This window comes from Sphingomonas sp. 8AM, from assembly GCF_902506455.1.
Classification (GTDB): Bacteria; Pseudomonadota; Alphaproteobacteria; order Sphingomonadales; family Sphingomonadaceae; genus Sphingomonas.
Window position 1 is genome coordinate 268,895 of sequence record NZ_LR733844.1, and the last position, 23,401, is coordinate 292,295.

At 68.0% G+C, this 23,401-nt stretch carries 19 protein-coding genes and 1 pseudogene; 13 read left to right on the forward strand and 7 right to left on the reverse strand.

The genetic code is table 11. From position 1 onward, the window contains the following. Positions 1 to 6: 6 nt before the first annotated feature. Both BACI71_RS01405 and BACI71_RS01410 read right to left on the reverse strand, forming a co-directional pair. Positions 7 to 1,329 (reverse strand): ATP-binding protein, encoded by a 1,323-nt coding sequence (locus tag BACI71_RS01405; protein WP_159754059.1) that lies wholly within the window; start codon positions 1,327 to 1,329, stop codon positions 7 to 9. Next, entirely contained in the window at positions 1,313 to 2,083 is a 771-nt protein-coding gene (locus BACI71_RS01410; protein ID WP_236552760.1) for a response regulator, read from the reverse strand. Before BACI71_RS01410 ends, BACI71_RS01405 begins: the two co-directional genes overlap by 17 nt. A 79-nt stretch (positions 2,084 to 2,162) precedes the next feature. Between BACI71_RS01410 and BACI71_RS01415 the strand changes: the two genes are divergently transcribed. The 7 genes from BACI71_RS01415 (at position 2,163) to cobA (ending at position 11,772) form a co-directional block, all read left to right on the forward strand. After that, positions 2,163 to 2,744: an ANTAR domain-containing response regulator gene (locus BACI71_RS01415; RefSeq protein ID WP_159754062.1), complete on the forward strand. Its 582-nt coding sequence runs from the start codon at positions 2,163 to 2,165 to the stop codon at positions 2,742 to 2,744. Next, entirely contained in the window at positions 2,741 to 3,952 is a 1,212-nt protein-coding gene (locus BACI71_RS01420) for an ABC transporter substrate-binding protein (protein ID WP_159754065.1), read from the forward strand. Before BACI71_RS01415 ends, BACI71_RS01420 begins: the two co-directional genes overlap by 4 nt. Before the next feature lie 241 nt (positions 3,953 to 4,193). Then, a complete protein-coding gene (locus BACI71_RS01425) occupies positions 4,194 to 5,444 on the forward strand; it encodes a nitrate/nitrite transporter (protein WP_159754068.1) in 1,251 nt (416 codons plus the stop codon). Between the two features lie 27 nt (positions 5,445 to 5,471). Then, positions 5,472 to 7,952: a nitrite reductase large subunit NirB gene (gene nirB, locus BACI71_RS01430; protein WP_159754071.1), complete on the forward strand. Its 2,481-nt coding sequence runs from the start codon at positions 5,472 to 5,474 to the stop codon at positions 7,950 to 7,952. After that, complete coding sequence (gene nirD, locus BACI71_RS01435) at positions 7,949 to 8,287, forward strand: nitrite reductase small subunit NirD (RefSeq protein WP_159754074.1); 339 nt, start codon at positions 7,949 to 7,951, stop codon at positions 8,285 to 8,287. The genes nirB and nirD overlap by 4 nt, the downstream gene beginning before the upstream one ends. A gap of 133 nt (positions 8,288 to 8,420) precedes the next feature. Further along, on the forward strand, positions 8,421 to 11,003 hold the full coding sequence (locus BACI71_RS01440) for a nitrate reductase (protein WP_159754077.1): 2,583 nt from the start codon (positions 8,421 to 8,423) through the stop codon (positions 11,001 to 11,003). Further along, positions 10,993 to 11,772 (forward strand): uroporphyrinogen-III C-methyltransferase, encoded by a 780-nt coding sequence (gene cobA / locus BACI71_RS01445; protein WP_159754080.1) that lies wholly within the window; start codon positions 10,993 to 10,995, stop codon positions 11,770 to 11,772. Before BACI71_RS01440 ends, cobA begins: the two co-directional genes overlap by 11 nt. Before the next feature lie 142 nt (positions 11,773 to 11,914). Here the strand turns inward: cobA and BACI71_RS01450 are convergent, their stop codons facing one another. Then, positions 11,915 to 14,713, reverse strand: a complete 2,799-nt coding sequence (locus BACI71_RS01450) for a TonB-dependent receptor (protein WP_159754083.1) — start codon at positions 14,711 to 14,713, stop codon at positions 11,915 to 11,917. A 172-nt stretch (positions 14,714 to 14,885) separates the two neighbouring features. Between BACI71_RS01450 and BACI71_RS01455 the strand changes: the two genes are divergently transcribed. Both BACI71_RS01455 and BACI71_RS01460 read left to right on the forward strand, forming a co-directional pair. Then, positions 14,886 to 16,442, forward strand: a complete 1,557-nt coding sequence (locus BACI71_RS01455; RefSeq protein WP_159754086.1) for a tryptophan halogenase family protein — start codon at positions 14,886 to 14,888, stop codon at positions 16,440 to 16,442. Continuing rightward, positions 16,439 to 17,146 carry a SapC family protein gene (locus tag BACI71_RS01460; RefSeq protein ID WP_159754089.1) on the forward strand — a complete coding sequence of 236 codons (708 nt, stop codon included), beginning with the start codon at positions 16,439 to 16,441 and terminating at the stop codon, positions 17,144 to 17,146. The genes BACI71_RS01455 and BACI71_RS01460 overlap by 4 nt, the downstream gene beginning before the upstream one ends. Before the next feature lie 17 nt (positions 17,147 to 17,163). Here the strand turns inward: BACI71_RS01460 and BACI71_RS01465 are convergent, their stop codons facing one another. Next, entirely contained in the window at positions 17,164 to 17,679 is a 516-nt protein-coding gene (locus BACI71_RS01465; RefSeq protein ID WP_159754092.1) for an isochorismatase family protein, read from the reverse strand. 85 nt (positions 17,680 to 17,764) lie between these two features. Here BACI71_RS01465 and BACI71_RS01470 point away from each other — a divergent pair, with 85 nt between their 5' ends. Next, complete coding sequence (locus BACI71_RS01470) at positions 17,765 to 18,751, forward strand: GlxA family transcriptional regulator (RefSeq protein WP_159754095.1); 987 nt, start codon at positions 17,765 to 17,767, stop codon at positions 18,749 to 18,751. On the opposite strand, the gene BACI71_RS18105 is transcribed toward BACI71_RS01470, so the two are convergent. Continuing rightward, positions 18,720 to 19,028: a YgaP family membrane protein gene (locus tag BACI71_RS18105; RefSeq protein ID WP_328803973.1), complete on the reverse strand. Its 309-nt coding sequence runs from the start codon at positions 19,026 to 19,028 to the stop codon at positions 18,720 to 18,722. The two genes, BACI71_RS01470 and BACI71_RS18105, sit on opposite strands and share 32 nt — an antisense overlap. Before the next feature lie 55 nt (positions 19,029 to 19,083). Next, a pseudogene (locus BACI71_RS18110) lies at positions 19,084 to 19,293 on the reverse strand (hypothetical protein); the annotation flags it as partial. Between BACI71_RS18110 and BACI71_RS17785 the strand changes: the two are divergent. Further along, positions 19,250 to 19,447 (forward strand): hypothetical protein, encoded by a 198-nt coding sequence (locus BACI71_RS17785; RefSeq protein ID WP_236552761.1) that lies wholly within the window; start codon positions 19,250 to 19,252, stop codon positions 19,445 to 19,447. The pseudogene BACI71_RS18110 and the gene BACI71_RS17785 overlap by 44 nt on opposite strands. Positions 19,448 to 19,524: 77 nt before the next feature. Here BACI71_RS17785 and BACI71_RS01485 read toward each other — a convergent pair whose 3' ends face one another. Next, entirely contained in the window at positions 19,525 to 20,439 is a 915-nt protein-coding gene (locus BACI71_RS01485) for a LysR family transcriptional regulator (RefSeq protein WP_159754098.1), read from the reverse strand. 99 nt (positions 20,440 to 20,538) lie between these two features. Here BACI71_RS01485 and BACI71_RS01490 point away from each other — a divergent pair, with 99 nt between their 5' ends. Both BACI71_RS01490 and BACI71_RS01495 read left to right on the forward strand, forming a co-directional pair. Then, positions 20,539 to 21,537, forward strand: a complete 999-nt coding sequence (locus tag BACI71_RS01490; RefSeq protein ID WP_159760732.1) for an aldo/keto reductase — start codon at positions 20,539 to 20,541, stop codon at positions 21,535 to 21,537. Positions 21,538 to 21,705: 168 nt separating this feature from the next. Continuing rightward, complete coding sequence (locus BACI71_RS01495; protein ID WP_159754101.1) at positions 21,706 to 23,313, forward strand: alpha-N-arabinofuranosidase; 1,608 nt, start codon at positions 21,706 to 21,708, stop codon at positions 23,311 to 23,313. Positions 23,314 to 23,401 lie beyond the last annotated feature (88 nt).

Consider the following 23,401-nt stretch of genomic DNA (forward strand, 5'->3'; position numbering starts at 1 on the left):
GCCGGGTCAGGTCGACAGCGGCAGCACCACGCGCGCCTGCGCTCCGGTTGCGCCATTGCCGAGCGTCACCGCACCGCCGTGCGCGGTGGCGATCGTGCGGACGATCGCGAGCCCGAGCCCGGTGCCCCCGGTCATGCGGTTGCGTGACGGATCGCCGCGCACGAATGGCTGGAAAAGCCGTTCGGCAATCGCCGGATCGACGCCGGGTCCGACGTCGTCGATCGTCACGGTCACGCGGCCGTCATCGACGATCCAGCCGACCGTTGCGCGCTCGCCGTAGCGCATCGCATTCTCGACCAGATTGGCGAAGAGTCGCCGCAGTGCACCGCTGTCGCCGCGCACGATCGCGCGCGGGCCACCGGTCGACTCGACCGCGGCGCCGATATCCTTGAGATCATGAACAAGGCTGTCGAGCAGGCTGGCGAGATCGAGACGGATCAGCGCGGTCGCGGCGGCGTCGTCGCGCGCGAACACCAGCGTCGCGCCGATCATCGCCCGCATCTCCTCGATATCGGCCGCCGCCTTGGCGCGCGCGGCGTCCGGCAGGCCCTCGACGCGAAAGGCGAGGCGGGCGAGCGGCGTGCCGAGATCGTGCGCGATCCCGGCAAGCATCGCGGTACGCGCCCCGGCATGGCTGGCGAGCCGCGCATGCATCGTCGACACCGCACGCGCGAGGTCGCGAATCTCCCGCGAGCCGCCGGGCAGATCGGGCAGCGGCGCACCGGTGCCGGCGCGGTCCGCCGCCGCGGCCAGCTGGCGCAACGGGCGGGTGAGCGCGCGCGCCAGCCACCAGCCGGGAATCGATAGCAGCAGGATCGCGGCGAGCAATGCCAAGAGGGTGCGGACGTGCCAGCGGGTCAGCCACGGCGGTTGCTGGCTCCTGACCATCCACCAGCCGCCACCCTGCCGCCAGGCAAAGGTCCAGTCGCCCGCGAACGCCTCGCCTTCGCTGCGGCCGGGCTGGGTGAAGGCGACGACGTCATTGCGCGGCACCGCCAGCGTCAGCGCGAGCCGCGCTGACGCTTCGACATTGGCGCGTTCCGCGCGGCGCGGCCGGGGCGAACGCGCGACGCGCTCGCGCTGCAATGGCGCGCGATGGGGACGGAGCCCGCCGGGCGGCGCCATCAGGCGATCGCCGCCGAACCAGGGTCGCGGCGGTTCACCCTTTAGCGCGCGCGCGATCCCGGTCAGACTACGCGGCGGCTCGAACGGCGGCGGGCCGGAAAAGGTGACGGCGAACGAGATGACGGCGGTGACCAGCACCGACACCACGACGAGCAGAAAGATCGGCCATGCCAGCGGCCGGCTGCGATCACCGCTGCGCGACATCGCCCGCGAACATATAGCCTTCGTTGCGCACGGTGCGGATTAGTTCGTCGCCACCACGCCCGTCGTTGCGCGCGAGCTTGCGGCGCAGCCGGCTGACCTGCACGTCGATCGCGCGGTCGAAATGCTCAGCGCTGGGCCCGCGGGCATGGTCGAGCAGGAAATCGCGCGTCAGCACCCGGCGCGGATGGTCGACGAAGGTCATCAGCAGCCGGAACTCGCCGTCGGACAGATTGATGACCACCTCTTCCGGATCGAGCAGCTGCCGTCCGATCGGATCGAGCCGCCAGCCGTTAAAATGCTGCCATGGACGCACGACCGCGGTCTGACGGACGCCGATGTCGGAGACGGTAGCGTTGGCGCGGCGCAGGACCGAGCGGATGCGCGCCAGCAACTCGCGCGGGTTGGCGGGCTTGGCGATATAATCGTCGGCCCCCATCTCGAGTCCGACGATTCGGTCGACCTCCTCGCCGATCACCGACATGATGATGACCGCGGGCGGCGCCGAACGGTCGAGCCCGCGCAGCAACGTAAGGCCATCCTCGCCCGGCATCATGACGTCGAGCACCAGCAGCGCATAATCGTTCGTCGCCATCGCACGGCGCATCGCCGCACCGTCCGGCGCGACATCGACGGTATAGCCGTGGCGGGTGAGAAAGTCGGCGGTCAGCTCGCGAATGTCGGGATCGTCGTCGACGATCAACAGTCGCGCGCTGCGGTCCATCACGTCACCGGCGTCGAAGCAGGATTGAAGCATGGCTCGCGCATCGCCCGTTGACGTATCGTGCGCGTTTCACGGTTGCAACAAAGCCGCCCGGCGCGATACCCCCCGCGTCGTGAGGATCGCGATCATCGATACCAGCACCACGCGCGCCGCGATCATCTCGGAAGGATTGCGCGACGCCGGGCTCGCCGATCTGGTGGTGATCGATCCCGCCGGGCCGCTGGTGGCGCAGGTCGAGGCGAGCGCGCCCGAGGTGGTGCTTATCAATCTCGAAAACCCCAGCCGCGATCTGCTCGAGGATTTCTTCGCGATGTCGCGCGCGCTGGCGCGGCCGATCGCGATGTTCGTCGACCAGTCCGACGCGCAGACGACGATGGCGGCGGTCGACGCGGGTGTCTCGGCTTACGTCGTCGACGGATTGGCGCGGCAGCGCATCAAGCCGGTGCTCGATCTGGCGATCCGCCGCTTCCAGGCCTTCTCGCGGTTGCAGACCGAACTGGCGGAGGCGAAATCAGCGCTGGCGGATCGCCAGACGATCGACCGCGCCAAGGCGATCCTGATGAAGCGCCGGGGGTTGGACGAACCCGCCGCCTATGCGTTGCTGCGCGGCCATGCGATGAAGTCGAACCGCCGGATCGCCGAGGTAGCGGAGGCGATCGTGACCAGCGAAGCGCTGATGGGAGACCTGCCATGAGCGCCGAGACCTTCCGCATCGGCTTCGTGCCACTGGTCGACGCCGCGCTGCCGATCCTCGCGCACGAACTGGGCTTCGCAGCGGCGGAGGGGGTGCGGATCGAGCTGGTGCGCGACGTGACCTGGGCGACGGTGCGCGACCGCTTGCTCTATGGCCACACCGATGCCGCGCATCTGGTCGCGCCGCTCGCGATCGCCACTGCATTGGGCCGCGACCGGCCGGCGGTGGCGCTGACCGTGCCGTTCGTGCTGGGGCTGAACGGCAATGCGATCACCTTCTCCACCGCTCTGGGGGAGGCGTGCGGGCTGGGCGAATCGCTCGGTGATCCGATCGCGCTGGGCGCGGCGTTGAAAGCGGTGGCGGCAGAGCGGCGCGCGGGCGGAAAGCCGCTACGCTTCGGGGTGGTGCATCGCTACTCCAGCCACAATTACATGCTGCGTTACTGGCTGGCCGGGGTCGGCATCCGCCCCGACGAGGATGTGACGATCACCGTCACCAGCCCGACCTTCGCCGCCGATGCATTGGCGGCGGGCGAGGTCGACGGCATCTGCGTCGGCGAGCCGTGGAATGCGATCGCGGTCGATCGCGGCGTCGGGCGGATCGCGCTGGCGACCGCGCAGATCTGGCGACGCGGGGTCGAAAAGGTGCTGGCGCTGCGTTCCGATACCGCCGCCGAACGGCCCGAGGCGCTCGCCGCGCTGCTGCGCGCGCTCCACGCCGCCGCCGAGCATTTCGTGCGCCCGGACACCGCGCAGGACAGCGCCGCATTGCTCGCGCGCCGCGAATATTGCGACGCGCCGCTCGAAGCGGTGTTGCGCGCGATCACCGACCGCATCCGCGTGACGCCGGGCAGTGCGCCGGTCGCCTATCCCGACTTCATGTTCCAGTATCGCGAGGCGGCCAACTTCCCGTGGCGCAGCCAGGCGGCGTGGCTCTACGCGCAGATGGTGCGCTGGGACGGGCTGCACTTCTCCGCGGCGGATGCCGCGACGGCGCAGTCGGTGTTCCGCCCCGATCTGTACCGCGCCGCACTGGCCGGTTCGGGCGCGCCGCTGCCCAACGCCAGTTCCAAGCTGGAAGGCGCGCTCGACGCCCCGATCGGCGCGGGGTCGACGCAGGGGCGGTTGCTGCTCGGACAAGACCGGTTCTTCGACGGCCGCGCCTTCGATCCCGACGATATCGCGGGGTATCTGGCGCAATGGCCGTGAACCAATGATGCTGCGTGTGCGAAGGGGACTTGCATCGCCGCCGCGAATCAGGCAGCTTCACGAACGTCGGGCAATGATGCCGGACACGAGATAGCAGCGACACGCCTCTCCAACGCCGGGGAGGTTCACGCTGGCGGAGCAGGGCGATAGCGCCCCGCATCCGTACCGAGGCAACGACGCCGCCAGGACGCACCCGCAAGGGTCGCCGTCCTGGCGGCTTTTTCTGTTTGGAGCACGGGCGATGGCGACGGCGTTCTGGGATCGCGGGCAAGACGGGGAGACGCAGGCGGCAGCGGGCGGCTTCTGGGCGAGCGGGCATAGCCCCACGCTGATCGCTGCCTTCCTGTATTTCGACCTCGCCTTCATGGTGTGGGTGCTGCTGGGCCCGCTCGCCCCTGACATCGCCAGGGCGCTGGGGCTGAGCCCGGCGCAAAAAGGGCTGATGGTCGCGGTGCCGACACTGGCGGGGGCGGGGCTGCGCGTCGTCAACGGTTTGCTGGTCGACCGGCTCGGGCCGAAGCGCTCGGGCGCGATCAGCCAGTTGATCGTGATCTTCGGGTTGCTCGCGGCGTGGATGCTCGGGGTGACCAGCTTCGCGGGAACGCTCGCGCTGGGCGTGATCCTCGGCTTTGCCGGCGCCAGCTTCGCGATCGCACTGCCGCTCGCCAGCCGCTGGTACCCGCCCGAGCATCAGGGCAAGGCAATGGGGCTGGCCGGCATGGGCAATTCGGGCACCGTACTCGCCGCGCTGTTCGCGCCCGCGCTGGCGGCGCTGTATGGCTGGAACGCGGTGCTGGGGCTCGCGTGCATCCCGCTGACGATCGTGTTCCTGATCTACATGGCGCTCGCCAAGGACGCGCTGGGCGCGCCCGCGCCGAAGCGGCTCGCCGAATATCTCGCGCCGCTGCGGCAGGCGGATGCGTGGTGGCTGATGGCGTTCTACGCGGTGACGTTCGGTGGGTTCGTCGGGCTGGCGGCCAGCCTGCCGATCTATTTCACCGACCGCTTCGCGCTCAGCACCGTTCACGCCGGCTATGCGACCGCCGCCTGCGTGTTCGCGGGATCGCTGGTGCGGCCGATGGGCGGCGCGCTGGCGGACAGGATCGGCGGGGTGCGCACGCTGAGCGTCGTGTTCCTGCTCGCCGCGCTGGCGCTGGTCGCGGTCAGCCTGTCGGTCAGCTTCGTCGCCGCGCTTGCGTGCTTCGTTGCCGCGATGCTGGCGCTCGGCGTCGGCAATGGCGCGGTGTTCCAGCTAGTCCCGCAGCGCTTCGCCGCCGAGATCGGCGTGATGACCGGGCTGGTCGGCATGGCCGGCGGGGTCGGCGGCTTCTACCTCGCCTCGTCGCTGGGCGTCGCCAGGCAATGGACCGGCAGCTTCGCGCCCGGCTTCCTGATCTTCGCCGCGCTCGCACTGGCTGCGCTCTGCGGCCTGACGATCGTCAAGCACGGCTGGCGCTCGCGCTGGGGCACCGCCGCCGGCGTGCGGATCTGATCCACCGGACTCGGACAGGACATCATCATGAAACACGAACCCATCCGCACCCCGCCGAGCGACAGCCGGCCGCACATGATCGTGATCGGCAACGGCATGGCCGGGTGCCGCGCGGTCGAGGAACTGCTCGCGCGCGATCCGACCCGCTACCGCGTGACGATCGTCGGTGCCGAGCAGCACGTGAACTACAACCGCATCATGCTGTCGCCGGTGCTGGCGGGCGAGAAAACCTTCGACGAGATCGTCATCAACGGCCACGATTGGTACGCCGACAACGGCATCACCTTGCTGAGCGGCGATCCGGTGATCGCGATCGACCGCGCCGCGCGCACCGTCACGACGCGCGGCGGGATCGTGATGCCCTATGACCGGCTGCTGATCGCGACCGGCTCCGATCCGTTCATCATCCCGGTGCCGGGCAAGGACCTGCCGGGCGTGATCGGCTTCCGCGACATGAACGATGTCGGCGCGATGTTGACCGCCGCCGAAAAGGGCGGGCGCGCGGTGGTGATCGGCGGCGGGTTGCTCGGGCTCGAAGCCGCGCACGGCCTGTCGCTGCGCGGCATGAACGTCACGGTGCTGCACCTGATGCCCACGCTGCTCGAACGGCAGCTCGACGAGGCGGCGGCGTGGTTACTGCGCACCGCGTTGGAGGCGCGCGGGCAGACGATCATGACCGGCGCGGACACCGCCGCGATCCTCGGCGACACGCATGTCACCGGCGTGCTGCTGAAGGACGGCACCGAACTGCCCGCTGATCTGGTGGTGATGGCGGTCGGCATCCGTCCGTCGGTGGCGCTGGCGCGGGGCGCCGGGCTCGACGTCGGGCGCGGGATCAGGGTGGACGACCATATGGTCACCTCCGATCCGAACGTGCTCGCGGTCGGCGAATGCGTCGAGCATGACGGACAGGTCTACGGCCTCGTCGCGCCGCTATGGGACATGTGCCGCGCGCTGGCGGACGGGCTGGTCGAGCAGCCCAGCGGCTATCGCCCCGCGCCGACCGCGACCAAGCTGAAGGTCGCCGGACTCGACGTCTTCTCGGCGGGCGATTTCTCGGGCGGCGACGGCGCGGAGGACATCGTGCTGCGCGACGCCAGCCGCGGCATCTACAAGCGCGTCGTGGTGCGCGGCGACCGGATCGTCGGCGCGGTGCTTTACGGCGATACCGCCGACGGCAATTGGTATTTCGACCTGCTCAAGAAGGGCGAGGATATCGCGTCCATCCGCGACGCGCTGATCTTCGGGCAAGCCTTCGCCTCGGGAGGGGGGCAGGCGGACCCTAAGGCGGCCGTTGCGGCGCTTTCCGACGAGGCGGAAATCTGCGGCTGCAACGGCGTGTCCAAGGGCAAGGTGCTGGCGTGCATCGACGGCGGCGCGCACAGCCTCGATGCGGTGCGCTCGGGGTGCAAGGCCTCGGCGAGTTGCGGGTCGTGCACCGGGATCGTCGAGAGCTTGCTCGCGCTGCGGCTCGGCGGCGAGGTCGAGGCCGGCCCGAAGACGATGTGCAAATGCACCACGTTCGGTCACGACGACGTGCGCCGCGAGATCGTCGCGCAGGGGATGCGCGCGATCCCCGAGGTGATGCAGAAGCTGCACTGGTCGACCCCGGACGGCTGTTCGTCGTGCCGCCCGGCGCTCAATTACTATCTGCTCTGCGCGCTGCCCGGCGACTATGTCGACGACCAGCAGAGCCGCTTCGTCAACGAGCGGATGCACGCCAACATCCAGAAGGACGGCACCTATTCGGTGGTGCCGCGCATGTGGGGCGGGCTGACCAGCCCCAAGGAACTGCGCGCGATCGCCGACGTGGTCGAGAAGTTCAACGCGCCGATGGTCAAGGTAACCGGCGGGCAGCGGCTCGATATCTTCGGGATCAAGAAGGAGGACCTGCCCGCCGTGTGGGCGGACCTCAACGCCGCCGGGATGGTCAGCGGCCATGCCTATGGCAAATCGCTGCGCACCGTGAAGACCTGCGTCGGCAGCGAATGGTGCCGGTTCGGCACGCAGGATTCGACCGGACTCGGCGTCAAGATCGAGCGCGCGACCTGGGGGTCGTGGATGCCACACAAGTTCAAGATCGCGGTCAGCGGCTGCCCACGCAATTGCGCCGAGGCGACGATCAAGGACTTCGGGATCGTCTGCGTCGACAGCGGCTACGAACTGCATGTCGGCGGCAATGGCGGGATCAAGGTCCGCGCCACCGACCTGTTGTGCAAGGTCGCGACCGAGGCGGAGGCGATCGAGATGTGCGCCGCCTTCATCCAGCTTTACCGCGAGGAGGCGCGCTATCTGGAGCGCACCGCGCCGTGGATCGAGCGCGTCGGGCTGGCCTACCTCCAGTCGCGGCTGCTGCCCGATGCGGAGGCGCGCGCAGGTTTGGCGGTGCGGTTCTTCCATTCGCAGCGCTTCTCGCAGGATGATCCGTGGGCGCAGCGCGTCGCGGGCGCCGAGCGCGAGCATCATGCGCCGATGGCGCGCTTCCAGCCGCAGGAGGAAATGGCATGATCGGCGAGTGGCTCGACATCGGCCGCGTGGACGAAATCCCGCTGCGCGGCAGCCGTACGGTGCAGGTCGCGGGCGGCGACGATATCGCGGTGTTCCGCACCGGCGAGAACCAGGTCTTCGCGCTGCTCGATCGCTGCCCGCACAAGCACGGGCGGCTGTCGCAGGGAATCGTGCATGGCGGCGCGGTGGCGTGTCCGCTGCACAATTGGCGGATCTCGCTCTCGACCGGGGAGGCGCTGGGCGAGGATCGCGGCTGTACCCCGGTGGTGCCGGTGAAGGTGACCGCGGGCCGCGTGCTGATCTGCCGCGCGAGCACGCTGAAGGCGGCGGCGTGATGCTCCCCTCCCTGCAAGGGAGGGGCCGGGGGCGGGTGGCCGTTTGCGATACGGCGCCCCCGACCCTCGGATACCTCCGGATCACGAGCACGCGACCCTCCCCCAGCCCCCTCCCTGAGAGGGAGGGGGAGCAGTGATCCGCACCACCTGCGCCTATTGCGGCGTCGGCTGCGGCATCCTCGCCACCCCGACCGGCGAGCGCAGCGTCCGCATTCAGGGCGACCCCGATCACCCCGCCAACCACGGCCGGCTCTGCTCCAAGGGCACGCATCTCGGCGAGACGGTCGGGCTGGATGGGCGCCTGCTCCACCCGATGATCGGCCAGCGCCGCGCGACATGGGACAAGGCGCTCGACCTCGTCGCAAAGCGCTTCCGCGACACGATCGCACAGCACGGCCCCGACAGCGTCGCCTTCTACGTCTCCGGCCAATTGCTCACCGAGGACTATTACGTCGCAAACAAGCTGATGAAGGGCTTCATCGGCAGCGCGAACATCGACACCAATTCGCGGCTGTGCATGTCGAGCGCGGTGGCCGGGCACATGCGCGCGTTCGGCGAGGACGTGGTGCCCGCCAGCTATGACGATATCGACGCCGCCGATTTGATCGTGCTGGTCGGGTCGAACACCGCCTGGTGCCACCCGATCGTCTACCAACGGATCCGTGCGCGCTGTGCGGCGGGTGCGACGATGGTGGTGATCGACCCGCGCCGCACCGAAACCGCCGAAGAAGCCGACCTGCATCTCGCGATCCGGCCCGGCAGCGACGTGGCGCTGATGAACGGCGCGCTGGCATGGTGTCGCGACTCCGGGGCCGTCGACGAACGTTACCTCGCCGATCACGTCGCGGTGCCGGACGATTTCTGGGCGGCGCTGGGCGAGGGGCATGACCTGTGGTCGGTGGCGCGCACCTGCGACGTGCCGGCGGGCGAGCTGCGGCGCTTCTACGAGTTGCTGGCCGCGACGCCGCGCACCGTGACCCTGTTCAGCCAAGGCGTGAACCAGTCGCTGGCCGGCACCGATCAGGTGAACGCGATCCTCAACCTCCACCTCGCCACCGGGCGGATCGGCAAGCCCGGCGCCGCGCCGTTCTCGATCACCGGTCAGCCCAACGCGATGGGCGGACGCGAGGTCGGCGGGCTGGCGACGACGCTGGCGGCGCATCGCGATTTCGCGCCCGAAAACCGGGAGGTGGTGCAGCGCTTCTGGGCGTCGCCGACGATCGCGCGCAAGCCGGGGCTGAAGGCCGTCGACCTGTTCCGCGCGATCGGCGAGGGGCGGATCAAGGCGCTGTGGGTCATGGCGACCAATCCGGCGGTGTCGATGCCCGATGCCGGGCGCGTGCGCGAGGCGCTGGCCGCGTGCCGGTTCGTGGTGGTCTCGGACGTGATGGCGGACACCGATACGGGTGCGTTCGCGCATGTCCGCCTGCCCGCCGCAGCGTGGGGCGAGAAGGACGGCACCGTCACCAATTCGGAGCGGATGGTCAGCCGCCAGCGCGCGCTGTTCTCACTGCCGGGCGAGGTGCAGCCAGACTGGTGGATCGTTTCTCAGGTCGGGCGCCGGATGGGATGGAAGTCGGCCTTCGCGTACGACCGCCCGGCCGACATCTGGCGCGAGCATGTGCGGCTGTCGCGTTACGAGAACGACGGCGCGCGCGTGTTGACGCTGCCCGCCAGCGGCGGCGGCAATGCCGGCTACGACGATCTCGCACCGTTCCGCTGGGGCGGGACGCCGTTCGCCGACGGGCGCTTTTCGACTCCTGACGGACGCGCACGGCTGGTGCCGGTGGTGCAGAAGCCGCTCGCCGCGCCGCTGCCGAAATGGCCGCTGACGCTCAACACCGGGCGCTATCGCGACCATTGGCATACGATGACGCGCACCGGGCTCGCGCCGCGGCTGGCGCGGCATCGGGCCGAGCCGCTGGTCGAGGTCCACCCCGACGATGCCGCGCGCTACGGCATCGCCGATGGCGCGCTGGCGCGGGTCGCGACCCCGCAGGGTGAAAGCCTTTACCGCGCCAGCATCGTCACGACGCAGCGCGCGGGCGAGCTGTTCGTACCGATCCACTGGACCGATCGCACGTCGATCGGTGGCCGTACCGGACTGCTCCCGCGCCCGCTCGCCGACCCGCATTCGGGGCAGCCGGGGTTCAAGGCGACCCCGGCCCGCATCGCGCCGGTGGCAACGCGCTGGCGCGGCTTCGCCCTGTTCGCGGGCGAGCCGGCGCGGCGGCCCGACGTCTTGTGGGCGACACGCGTCGCGGTGCCGGCGGGCACGATGTGGGAACTGGCCGATGATCGCGCGCCGGACGGGCTCGACGCGCTGCTCCCCGCGGGCGAGCGCGTCGATGCGATCGATCCGGCACGCGGCACGCGGCGCGTCGCGGTACTGGCAGACGGTCGGCTCGTCGCGGCATTGTTCCTGACGGAAAACGGCGAATTGCCCGCGCGCAACTGGCTGATCGAGCAATTGTCCGTGCCACTCGCCGCACCGACCGTGCTTGCGGGACGCGCGCCCGGCGCCGTAGTCGAACGCGGCGCGATCGTCTGCGCCTGCCTAGACCTCGGAATGCGCACGATCGTCGCCGCAATTCGCGAACAAGGCCTGACCGATGTCGCCGCGGTCGGTGTCGCGATCGGCGCCGGCACCAATTGCGGCTCGTGCCGCCCCGCGCTCGCGCGGCTGATCGCCGAGGAGAAGACCGATGCCGCATGACGACTTTCCCCCCGCCAGCGTGTGGCTGGTCGGCGCTGGTCCCGGTGACCCCGAACTGCTGACGCGCAAGGCGGCGCGGCTGATCGCGACGGCGGACGTGATCTACTACGACGCGTTGGTCGGGCCGGCGGTCCTCGAACTCGCGGCAGCGGGTGCAGAGTGCATCAGCGTCGGCAAGCGCTCGGGTCGCCACTCCAAGGATCAGGCGTCGATCGACGCGCTGATCGTTGCGGCGGCACTGGCCGGACAGCGCGTGGTGCGGTTGAAGGGCGGCGATCCGGCGATCTTCGGGCGCACCGCCGAGGAGGTCGCCGCGTGCCGCGCGGCGGGTGTGGCCGTGCGGATCTGCCCGGGGATCACCGCGGCGAGCGCGGCGGTCGCGGCGGCGGGCACCGCGCTGACCTTGCGCGGCCAAGCGCGACGACTGACCTTTGTCACCGCGCATGCGCGCGCCGGTGAACCGCTCGATCTCGACTGGGCAGGGCTCGCAACGGAGGGTGCGACGCTGGCGGTCTATATGGGGCGGGCCGCCGCGGCGACGGTGGCGCAGCAACTGGTCGCGGCAGGGCGCAGCGCGGACACACCGGTGACGGTGGTGGTCAATGCCTCGCTGCCTGGCGAGCGGATCATCCGCGGCCGATTGTCGTCGCTCGCGTTCCTGGTCGAGACGATCGGCGAGCGCGACCCGACGATGTTGCTGGTCGGCGAGGCGGTGCGGGCACCGGCGGGCGGGGCGACGCATCGCGCGGTTGCGGCGGTGCAGGCGTGAACGGGATGTGGCGCGCGCTGGCGACGCCGGCCTGTGGCTGGCCGCGCTTTCTGGCCTATGCGGCGCTGTGCTGCGCCGTGTGCCTCCCGGGCATGTACATGCTGTAGGGACGGGCGGCGGTACGACCGCCGCCCGCGCGGGATCAGAACGAGAAGCGGACGCCCGCGTCGTAGCGGGGACCGAAGTTCTGGTATTGCAGCAGCTGGTTGTCGAAGCGCCCGGTCTGGAAATACTTGGCGTTGAACAAATTGGTGCCTTCCACGAACACCTGCACCGCCGGCGTTACGTTGACCGCGACGCTGCCGTCGAACTGGCCGTAATCGCGCACGAAGATCGGCTCGTTGCCCGAACCGCCCGCCAGCTGGCGCAGGAAGCGCTCGCGGCGATTGTAGGCGAGGCGCGCCGAGATGCCGTACTTCTCGTAGAACACAGTGCCGTTTTGCGAATTGCCGATCCCCTCGGCCGCGAACGACTGACCGGTCTGGTTGACGTCGAAATCGCGGTTTGTGCTGACGAAGGTCGCATTGGCCTGCACGCCGAAGCCGCTCAGCACGCCCGGCAACCAGTCGAACGTATGGACCAGGTTCAGCTCGAGACCCTTGATCTCCAGCGATTGCGCATTGCGCGGACGCCGCACGCTGAATTCGCCGAAGAACTGACCGCCGACCTGCGTGATGAGACCGCCGGCCGGCAGCGTCACACCCTGCGCATTGCCTGCATTACGGATCGGCAGGAGCTCGGTCGCGAAGCTCTGGACGATGAAGTCGTCGATCTTCTTGTAGAAGACCGCCGCCGACAGCGTCGTCGTTCGGGTTGGATACCATTCGACCGACAGATCGGCGTTGTTGGCGCGATACGGCTTCAACTCGGTATTGCCGCCGCTGGCGCTCAGCGTCGCCGGTCGCAGCGTATCGGTGTTGAAGGTCGGCGCCAGATCGCCGATCGCCGGGCGCGTCAGCGTCTTGTACGCCGCGACGCGCACCTGCAGCTTCGGTGTCAGGTTCAGCCGCACGTTCGCATTCGGCAGGAAGTTGCTGTACGAAGACTGGCGCGACACCGCCAGACCGGACGTGCTGTCGAACACTCCGACATAGATCGTCGGATCGGTCGGCGGATTGCCGCCGGTCGGCGTCAGGTCGACCAGCTGCCGCTGCTGCCCGAACGAGCTGAGCTCGGTATATTCGTAGCGCGCACCGACGTTGACGAACAACGGCATGCTGCCGATGTTCGATTCGAAATCGGCGTCGGCATAGCTGGCATAGACCGTCTCCTTGACCCGCGCCGAGGGCTGCGGGGTCGCCGCATAGCCATTGGCCCGCGCATAACGTGCCGCGGTCGTGCCCGGCGCGAGTTTCTGGGCGGTATCGAGCGCCGAGGTGGCGGCCGCGCTGGTCAGGAAGTTCAGATAGGCGCGCGGATCGAAGGTCAGGAAGGTGAGCGGCACCGACCCACTCTTCGCACCGAGCGAGTTCATCGTGAACGACGACAGCAACGACGGATCGGCGAGCGTCGGATAACCGCAATAGATGCAGCCGACGTCGTCCGCCGACGTGACCGGCACGTTGTTCTTGTCACGCGTGGTGCGCGCCAGGCCGAAGCGGAACGCCTTGAGGACGCCGTCGACTGGCTTGAACTCGTTGTTCCAGCGGTATTCCGTCACCTTCTCGGTGATGTCGTTGCCGTTAACGCCGGCGATGTGGGTGCGGCCCAGTGCAGGGTTGGTCAGCACGCCCGCGCCGTAGCCCGACGTCGAGCCGATTCCGCCGTCCTCCGCCTGCTGGAAGCTGTAAGTCGACGGGGTGCCGATCACCGCGAAATAGGACTTGCCGCCGCCGGCGTTCTTCGCGCGGGACCAGCTGGCGTCGAGCGTCATCTTGAACTGGTCGCTCGGCTTCCATTCGACATTGCCGCCGGCTTCCCACGTCGTCGTCTCGCGGACCGCGCCGGACGAGATGAAGTCGGCGTTGCCGTTGGTGGTCAGCGAAGTGATCGTGCGGTTGGAGTCGATCGCTGCGGCGGTATAGCTCGACGGCTCGAACCAGCTGCCCAGCGCGCGCGTCGTCGAGTCGCTCTTGAACTTGTTGTACAGGCCATCGACCGTGAAGGTCAGCGTGTCGCTGGCCTCATATTGCGCGACCAGCGTCGCCCCCAGACGGGTGCGGACGTCGCGCGCATTGCCGACGTCCTGGTTGCGCGGTGCGTAGACGTTGGTGAATAGCGGGGCGTTGGTCGGTCCGACCGTCGTGTTCGGCAGGTAGCCGCCGTTGCTGACCGAGTCGACCGACGCGATACGCTTCTGATACGAGATCGAGCCGAGCAGACCCAGCCGGCCATCGGCGAACGTGTCGCTCAACAGGCCGAACAGCTGCGGGGTCAGTTTCTCGCTGTTCTTTTCGTACAGCGCCTTGGCGGTGAAAATGCCCTTGAAGCCCTTCAGGTCGAGCGGGCGTGGCGTCTGGATATTGATCGTCGCGCCGATCCCGCCGCTCTGCAGCGGCGCCTGCGCGCTCTTGTAGACCTGTGCGCCGCTGATGAGCTCGGCGGGAATAAGATCAAAGGAGAAGGAGCGGTTGAAATTGTCGGAGGCGAAGCTGCGGCCGTTGAACAGCACGGTATTGAACTGCGGTCCCAGACCGCGAACCGTGACCGACTGACCTTCGCCGTTGCTGCGATCGATCGCGACACCCGGAATGCGCTGTAGCGATTCGGCGACGTTGGCGTCGGGAAACTTGCCGAGGTCTTCGGAAGAGATCGCATCGAGGATGCCCGATGAGTCGCGCTTCTGCGCGGCAGATGAGGCGATGCTGGCGCGGATGCCGGTGACCACGATGTCGTCGGCGGCGGGATCGTTCGACGCCGCGATACCGGTGCCTTGCGGTGGCACGCTTTCCTGCGCCAGCGCCGGCGTAGAGACGATCAGCGCGCCGATAGCGCAACTCATACCTGCCGTGGTATGCCACAAAGCGCGGGCACGGTGCCGAGATGTCATCTTAATCCTCCCATATCGCCCCGCCTTGACTCTGCGGGTTCATCCCGAACACTAGTAATATAATCATACGCTTGCAATATGGATAACAAACGATTGCGGCTGTTGGGCGGCGAGGGAGAGGACGATGGGTAACGCTAACCGCAGCAACACTCCGGTGCAGCGGGTCGTGGTTGTCGGTGGGGGATCGGCGGGCTGGATTGCCGCCTGTCGTCTCGCCGCAGCGGTGCGCCGCAGCGGTAGCGACGTAACAGTGACGCTCGTGGAATCGGACAAGGTGCCTACCGTCGGCGTGGGCGAGGGCACATGGCCGACGATGCGGAACACGCTCGCGAAGATCGGGCTTTCCGAAACCGAGTTCGTGCGCGGGTGTGATGCCGCTTTCAAACAGGGTGCGCGCTTCGTCGGCTGGGCGGACGGTAGTCGGAAAGACGCTTATTATCACCCGCTCAACCCGCCGGCGGGTGCGACGGAAGTCGATCTCGCACCTCATTGGCAGCGGCGGCCGGGCGGGACGGATTTCGCGGAGTGGGTCGATTACCAAGCGACGCTGTGCGACGCCGGGCTGGCGCCCAAGGCGATCACCATGCCCGAATATGCGGGCCAGGCGAATTACGCCTATCATCTCGACGCGGGTAAGTTCGCGACGTTGTTGCACCGCCACGCCACCACGAACCTGGGCGTGACGCATGTCATCGGTGACATCACGCGCGCCGAAATGGCCGACAACGGCGACATCGCTTCGTTGGTGCTCGAGGATGGGCGGTCGATCCCGGGTGATCTGTTCGTCGATTGCTCGGGCTTTGCCGCTCTGCTGATCGGCGGCGTCTATGACGTGCCGTTCCGCTCGTGCCGCGACGTGATGTTCGCCGACCGCGCGGTCGCGATGCAGGTGCCATATGATGATCCCGACGACCCGGTGACGTGTCACACCGTCGCGACCGCGCAGACCGCCGGCTGGATCTGGGACATCGGGCTATGGACGCGGCGCGGGATCGGCCATGTCTACAGCAGCGCGCATCAGAGCGACGACGCGGCAGAGGCGACGTTGCGCCGCTATATCGGGCCGGCGGCGGAGCAATTGTCGGCGCGGGTTCTGCGAATCGACGCCGGACATCGCGCGCGCTTCTGGCAGAACAATTGCGTCGCTGTCGGCCTGTCGGCGGGGTTCGTCGAACCCTTGGAGGCGTCGGCGCTGATGCTGATCGAGGCGTCGATGGACGCGATCGCTGACCGCCTGCCGCGTACGCGCGGCGCGATCGAGACCGCCGCGCGCCAGTTCAATGCGGCCTTTTCGCATCACTGGGCGCGCATTATCGAGTTCCTGAAGCTGCATTATGCGATCACGCGGCGCACCGACAGCGACTTCTGGCGCGACCATGCCGATCCGGCGACGTGGTCCGACGGCCTGGCCGAGCGGCTGGCGCTGTGGCGCGACCACCCGCCCGCACCAAACGACTTCGACCATGCGCGAGAGGTGTTCGGCTGGCCCAGCTACCAATATGTGCTGCACGGCATGAACTATCCGACCCGTTATCCGCGACCCGATGCAACTCCCGACGCCGCGCTCGCGCAGCGCTGGCTTGCCCGTAACGAACGGGTCCGCGCCGACGCGCTGCAACGGCTGCCGAAGCATCGCGATCTGCTGCGCGCGGTGCGCGAGCATGGAATGCAGGCGATATGACCCGACTGCGCGCGCTTGATCCGGCCCGCCACGGCGCGCTGCGTCTCGACCGTGCCCGTGGCGCAGCGGAACGGCGGCTGGTGCCGGTCGGACGCAGCGAGATCGCGCTGCTGGCGGCGGATATGCCGCTGCTGCTCGCCAAGGACGGGCAGACCGGACGGTTTGAGATCGTTGCGCTGACCGGACTGGTCGAGTCCGCCAATCTCTTCGTCTCGCCATCGGGATATCATGCCACCAGCCAGCCACGCGCGGCGGGGCTGACCGCGCTGCGGCTCGATGCGGCGGGAGCGGACGGTGTGGCGGTCGACGAAGCGGATGAGTCGGTGGGCGATACGGGCGAGCCACTGTTCGATGCGGGCCGCGCCGACCATTGGCGTCGCGCGCTGGAAGCAGCGCTGGCGGACGTCACTGCGGGACGGGCGTTGGCGCACAGTTATGCGTCGCGCACGCTGCTGCGCCCGATATCGGTGACGCTGACGATGGGCGACGGGCAGGAGCAGGTGCTCGACGGGCTGTACGGGGTCGCGGAGACGGAGCTGGCAGCGCTGGCCGACGACGCGGTGATCGCGATGCACCGCGCCGACGAACTCGCTCCGGCAGCGGTCTTGACCGCGTCGCTGGCGCAGATGGAGCGGTTGCGCCAGCTCCACAATGCGCGCTTTCCCCGGCAGGTCGCGGCGATCCGACTGGCGATCGCCAACTGATCCGCAGCATTGGAACGTCAGCGATCGTCCGCTCGCCAGATGTCGGCGGCCTCCCGTAGCCTGACCTTCGACGCGAGCGCCCGGAGTGCGATGTTGTGGACGAGTTCGGTAGGCGCCGTGCACAGATCGCTCGCGACCTGCACGCCCACGGCATCGGCCGCCCTCGACAGCGCGGTAAAGACGACACAATTCTGCGTCATCATACCCGCGATCAGTAACGTGCGCGTGCCGGCGAGATGGGACGAAAGGTCCGTTTCCTGAAACGCGTCGGGGAAGCGCTTGGTGACGACCGGCGCTCCGGCTGCCGCGTCGAGGATCGCCGTGCGGATCGCGACGCCAGCGCTATCGGAACGGAACGGGCCAGTCGGAGCGGTCGAAAGGTGCCGGACGAGCACCACGCGGTCACCCGCTGCACGCGTCGCGCCGATCGCCGCGACGATGCGTGCCTCGGTTTCCACAGCCTGCCACAGCGGCAGCGCACCCCCCGCGAAATAGTCGTTCTGGACGTCGATGACGATCAGGGTCCGGGTCATGCAAGCTCACTCCTGATGCTCCGGTATCAGCCTTGACGTACGTCGGTGAGTGGCCCGGCGGACGATCTTCGGGTAGATCGGGCCAATGCGCATCGCTGTGCTCGCGTATGACGGGGTCAGTCCGTTCATGCTTTCCACCCCGCTGGCGGTGTTTGGAGAGCCGTTCCTCGTGAGTGGGCACCGGGTTGATGTCTGCGCAGCCCGTCCCCGGTTTCGGGCGAGTGGCGGGCTGGTCATCGAAGCCTCCGGAATGCTCGATGCGGCGCCGGAATCTGACGTCGTGATCCTGCCGGGATGGCGCGATGCGGACGAGCCGGTGTCTCCCGAGCTCGTCGCCACGCTGCGCACCGCCGCGCGCCGCGGTGCGACCATTGTCGGCCTGTGTCTCGGGGCGTTTGGCCTGGCAGAGGCGGGCTTACTCGACGGGCGGCGCGCCACCACTCACTGGGCGCGCGCGGATGCCTTCGCGCGGCGCTATCCCGGCGTGACCGTTGATGCCGGAGCGCTATTCGTTGACGAGGGGCGGGTGCTGACCTCTGCCGGTATCGCCGCAGGGCTCGATTGCTGCCTGCACCTGCTCGGCCGGCTCTCCGGAGCGAAAGAGGCACATCGCGTGGCGCGGCATCTGGTCGTTGCGCCGCAACGCATGGGCAAACAACCGCAACTGCTCGCGAGACCGATGCCGGGGTCCTCCGCGGACCGGCGGGTGGCTGAAGTGCTGGAAGCCTTGCGCGGGGATCCGTGCTCCGCGCCGTCGCTGGACGCGCTGGCGGCCCGTGCCGGGCTGAGCCGCCGCAGCCTGACCCGCCACATCCGCGCGCGCACCGGCGGCAGCCTCGGCGACTGGCTGAAGCAGGTGCGGCTCGCGCGCGCGCAGGAGTTGATGGCGGCTGGCGCGGGAGGGCTTGACGATGTGGCACTCCAGTCTGGCTTCCCCGACGCTGCCGCCTTGCGTCGCGCGTTTCGGACAGACTTGGGGCTGACACCGACGCAGTGGCTGGCGCGGCAGCGGATACCCGAACCGGCGCGGTTGCGTAGCCTCACGCCGCGGGACGCTGGTTCCACGGCATGAAGCGCAGCAGGTTGGCCATGCCGCACCACCCTGTCACGCCAGCAAACATCAACCCGGCACCGATGAAGGCGGAGTATCCGAGGAAGCCGGGGGCGACAAAGCGACTGAGGAGTACGCCGGTCAATACCAGCGCCCTCGCGATGATCTGCACCTGCCGCATGATCTCCAGCGGCCTCGACCGATCGACGATGGTGGGATGCCCGGCCTGCCGCCAAGCATCGATGCCGCCTTTGAGAATGTGGACGGGCGCGCCACGCGCTGCCGCGCCGCGCCGCATTGGCGGTGGTGCGCATGCCGGACTTGCAATGAAAGATGACCGTGCGCCCGTCATGCGGCAGATCGGCAAACTGGTCGAGCGGCACGTTGACTGCGCCGGAGGTGCGCTCGCGCGCATGCTCGTCGGGACCGCGAACATCGATCAGGCGGGCACCGGCCTCGATCGCTGCGCGCGTGTCGGCGGGAGAAAGGGGCGCAACCGTCATTGCATCAATCCTTGCAGTGAAGTTGGCAGAGCGTGGCGGGGAGCGTTTCGACGCGGCCATCCGCAATGGCGCACCGAAGCGTCTGGCTCCCGCGGCAATGTGTAATGAGGCCGTCGTCGAGCCCTTCTTCGATGAGTGGACGAAAACGATCAGCTATTTTGTGGGCGATCACGCGACGAAGACGGCGGCAGTGATCGATCCGGTACTCGTGTGACCGGGGGCGATCGTCGCGTTCCGCCATGTCCTTCTCACGATGCTGATGCGCAACGCTCCGGCCTGAACCACGCCGGATTAATGCTCTCCTTCTCCAATGCCGCGATTGGCAGCCACGAAGAAGTCGATCGTCGCTCGCACCGCCGGGCGCACCTGCCGGCGGCTCGCGTGATAGATGAAGAAGCCGGGGAAGGGCGGGCAATGGTCGCGGAACAGCTCGACCAGCCGGCCCGCCGCCAGTTCGTCGGCCATTACGCTCTCGATGGCGAATCCGATGCCCGCGCCGTCGCACAAGGCGCGCCGCAACAATGCATCGTCGTTGACGATCAGGGTCTGCGGGAGCGCGTCGAGCACCAGATCGTCACCGTTTCGCGTCACCTCCCACCGATAGACGCCCCCGCTGAGCCGGCGGTGCAGGCAACGGTGACCGGCGAGATCCTCGAGCGTCCGCGGTTGCCCGTGCCGCGCAAGATACGCCGGCGACGCCACCGCTGCCATCCGCAGCGGACCGCCGATCCGCGTTGCGATCATGTCGGGCCGCAGGGTCTCGCCGAGGCGCACGCCCAGATCGTAACCCTCCGCGACCGTGTCGACGAACCGGTCGTCGATCACCAGATCGAGAGTGATCCCGGGATAGGTTTCGACAAACCTTGCAAGATGGGGCGCGAATAGCGCGTGCGCCGACAGCGGCGTCAGTGTGACGCGTACCGGTCCGGCCGGCGCGGCATCGCTGTCACAGGCATCGGCAACCGCAGCCTCGATCTCGCCGAGCGCGGGCGCGACGCGGCCGAGCAGCGCGCGCCCCGCGTCGGTCAACGCGAGGCTGCGGGTCGAGCGATTGAGCAACCGCAGCGCGAGCGTCGCCTCCAGCTCGGCAACGGCATGGCTCACGGCCGAGGGCGACATCCCCAGTGTTCGGGCCGCAGCGCGAAAGCCGCCGGCATGTGCGACGGCGGCGAAGATGCTGAGGCGGGCCAGTCGCTCACGGTCCATTGTCTCACCCGGTCGAACGGAGTGTCCGATCAAGGCCGTCTAGTCCGCACAATCTTGGCAGCCAATATGGCCGTCGTAATCGGCAGAGGAGCGATGACGATGCAGATGCGTAAATTGGGTCAGCTTGAGGTGTCGGCGATCGGCCTCGGTTGCATGGGCTTTACCGCCGCCTATGGCGGACAGGAGGCGGCGGCGTCGATCGCCACGCTGCATCATGCGGTCGAGCGAGGCATCACCTTCTTCGACACCGCCGAGGTTTATGGGCCGTACGAGAACGAGGAGATCGTCGGCCGCGGGTTGCGCGCGGTCCGCGACAAGGTGGTGATCGCGACCAAGTTCGGCTTCGACATCGCGCCCGAGGGGGCGGCCGGCTTCGAGCGGATGCGCGGTATGGACGGAACGCCGGACAATGCGCGTCGTGCGATCGAGGGGTCGTTACGTCGGCTCGGCACCGAGGTGATCGACCTGTTCTATCTGCATCGTCCCGACCCCGCGACGCCGATCGAGGACACGGTCAGCGCGATGGCCGAACTGGTACACGCAGGCAAGGCGCGGTTCCTTGGCCTGTCGGAGGTCACCGCCGACCAGCTCCGTCGTGCGCACGCGGTGCATCCGATCACCGCCTTGCAGAGCGAATATTCACTGTGGGAACGTTATGTCGAGGACGAGATGCTCGCGACCTGCCGCGAACTCGGCATCGCGCTGGTGCCGTACAGCCCGCTCGGCCGTGGGTTTCTGTCGGGAAAGATCCGCAGCAAGGCCGATCTCGCCGCCGCCGACTTCCGCAGCACGCTTCCGCGCTTCGAGGAGGCCAATCTCGACGCCAATCTGAAGCTGGTCGACCGGCTGCGCCAGCTTGCCGAGGAGAAGGGCGTGACGGCGGCCCAACTGGCGCTCGCCTGGGTGCTGGCGCAAGGCGACGACATCGTCCCCATCCCGGGGTCGCGCAAGATCGCCAATCTGGACGACAACATTGCTGCAGTCGCGATCACGCTGACCGGCGACGATCGCGCCCGCATCGCCGCGGCGATGTCCGGTGTGCAAGGCGCACGTTATGCTCCGCGCGAAATGTCGATGCTACCGAAGCGGTCGACGTGATTGACGTTCAGGATGTCCGCGGCGCAGCTCTGTAGCGGGCATCCAAGACCTCCTTCCCCGAGAACTGTCCGACGCCGCGTCTGCCGCGCAGCATGACGTTGTCATGTATCTGTTTTTATTCAACAAGGGCTTCAGTGCTGCAAACGGCAAGCGCGGGGAGAGGTTGGCATGAGAGCGCTTTTTGGCGGAGCGGCGATCGCCGCGATGACGGTCTGCACGGCGGCACTGGCGCAGCAAGCACCGGTAACGGTGACGGTCGCCGCGGACGGAACCGGTCCGCGGATCGATCGCAACATCTTCGGTCAGTTCGCCGAGAATCTTGGGACCGGTATTTACGGGGGGGTCTGGGTCGGTGAGGATTCGCCGATCCCGAACGTCCGCGGCATCCGCACCGATGTCGTGGCGGCGCTGAAGGCGCTCAAGGTGCCGAGCGTTCGCTGGCCCGGCGGTTGCTTCGCTGACGAATATCACTGGCGGGACGGCATCGGTCCGCGCGCGAAACGCGCTGTCACGGTGAACGGCAGCTGGGGCAACGCGCTCGAGAAGAACGACTTCGGCACCGACGAATTTTTCGACTTCATCGGCCAGATCGGGTCGGAGGCCTATCTATCGGTCAACATGGGATCGGGCAGCGTCAAGGAGGCCGCCGACTGGATGGCCTATATGACCGCCGATCCGGGCACGACGGCGGGCGCAGAGCGGGCCGCCAACGGTCATCGGGCGCCCTATCGCGTGAAGTTCCTGGGGCTCGGCAACGAGAGCTGGAGCTGCGGCGGCGCCTATACTCCGGATTACTATGTCGACGAAATGAAGCGTTACGCCCGCTTCGCGCGCAACCTGAACCTCCAGCAGAACGGCACCGACAATCCGGCGGGCGGATCGGTAGCGGGGTCCGACCCGATGCGGCGCATCGCGGTGGGTCCGGGCGGCCCCGACACCGCCTACACCGAAGCGGTGATGCGCGCCTGGAAGGGGCACGATTGGGCGTGGAGCATCGAGGGGCTATCGATGCACCAATATACTTGGGTCGCCTGGCCGCCGAAATTTGCCAGCACCGGCTTTGGCGAGCGCGAATATGCCACGCTCGTCAAGGACACGCTGAAGATGGAGGATATGATCCGCATCCATTCGGCGGTCATGGACAAATACGATCCCGAGAAGAAGGTGCCGCTGGTCATCGACGAATGGGGCGTCTGGCTGGCAAAGCTGCCGGGTAGCCGGGACGGCTTCCTCCACCAGCAGAATTCGATCCGTGACGCGATCATCGCATCGATCAATCTCAACATGTTTACGCGCCACGCCGACCGCGTCCGCATGACCGCAATCGCGCAGATGGTTAACGTGTTGCAGGCGATGATCCTGACCGACGGGCCAAAGATGGTGCTGACGCCGACCTATCACCTATTCAGGATGTATGTGCCGTTTCAGGATGCGACGCGGCTGCCGATCACCTTCGATGCCGGTACCTACCGCCTCGGCGACGTCACGCTGCCCCGCATCGACGCGATCGCCGCGCGCGCCACCGACGGAAAGCTTTGGCTTGCGCTGACGAATGTCGATCCCGATCAACCCGCCCCGATCGACGCGCGGATCGATGGTATTCGTGTCGGCGCTGCGTCGGGCACTGTGCTGACGGCCGACCGGGTCGATGCGATCAACACTTATGACCGGCCGGACATGGTCGCGCCGCGGCCGATCACCGCACGCGTGGAGCAGGGCAGGATCGCCGTCACCCTGCCACCCAGATCAGTCACCGTCCTTTCCGTGTCGCAATAGGAGGATGGCAGAGCGATCGGTTCGGCTCTGCTTCTTCAAACCTTTGAAGCAACCACATGAGACGACGGCGCTATCTGATCGACCCAGA

Coding starts and splice junctions, on each gene's coding strand:
- cobA (WP_159754080.1), top strand. CDS start 10,993: ATGCCGCATGACGACTTTCCCCCCGCCAGCGTGTGGCTGGTCGGCGCT.
- BACI71_RS01405 (WP_159754059.1), bottom strand. CDS start 1,329: ATGTCGCGCAGCGGTGATCGCAGCCGGCCGCTGGCATGGCCGATCTTT.
- nirD (WP_159754074.1), top strand. CDS start 7,949: ATGATCGGCGAGTGGCTCGACATCGGCCGCGTGGACGAAATCCCGCTG.
- BACI71_RS01420 (WP_159754065.1), top strand. CDS start 2,741: ATGAGCGCCGAGACCTTCCGCATCGGCTTCGTGCCACTGGTCGACGCC.
- BACI71_RS01490 (WP_159760732.1), top strand. CDS start 20,539: ATGCAGATGCGTAAATTGGGTCAGCTTGAGGTGTCGGCGATCGGCCTC.
- BACI71_RS01465 (WP_159754092.1), bottom strand. CDS start 17,679: ATGACCCGGACCCTGATCGTCATCGACGTCCAGAACGACTATTTCGCG.
- BACI71_RS18105 (WP_328803973.1), bottom strand. CDS start 19,028: ATGCGGCGCGGCGCGGCAGCGCGTGGCGCGCCCGTCCACATTCTCAAA.
- BACI71_RS01485 (WP_159754098.1), bottom strand. CDS start 20,439: ATGGACCGTGAGCGACTGGCCCGCCTCAGCATCTTCGCCGCCGTCGCA.
- BACI71_RS01460 (WP_159754089.1), top strand. CDS start 16,439: ATGACCCGACTGCGCGCGCTTGATCCGGCCCGCCACGGCGCGCTGCGT.
- nirB (WP_159754071.1), top strand. CDS start 5,472: ATGAAACACGAACCCATCCGCACCCCGCCGAGCGACAGCCGGCCGCAC.
- BACI71_RS01470 (WP_159754095.1), top strand. CDS start 17,765: ATGCGCATCGCTGTGCTCGCGTATGACGGGGTCAGTCCGTTCATGCTT.
- BACI71_RS01495 (WP_159754101.1), top strand. CDS start 21,706: ATGAGAGCGCTTTTTGGCGGAGCGGCGATCGCCGCGATGACGGTCTGC.
- BACI71_RS01410 (WP_236552760.1), bottom strand. CDS start 2,083: ATGCTTCAATCCTGCTTCGACGCCGGTGACGTGATGGACCGCAGCGCG.
- BACI71_RS01455 (WP_159754086.1), top strand. CDS start 14,886: ATGGGTAACGCTAACCGCAGCAACACTCCGGTGCAGCGGGTCGTGGTT.
- BACI71_RS01425 (WP_159754068.1), top strand. CDS start 4,194: ATGGCGACGGCGTTCTGGGATCGCGGGCAAGACGGGGAGACGCAGGCG.
- BACI71_RS01450 (WP_159754083.1), bottom strand. CDS start 14,713: ATGAGTTGCGCTATCGGCGCGCTGATCGTCTCTACGCCGGCGCTGGCG.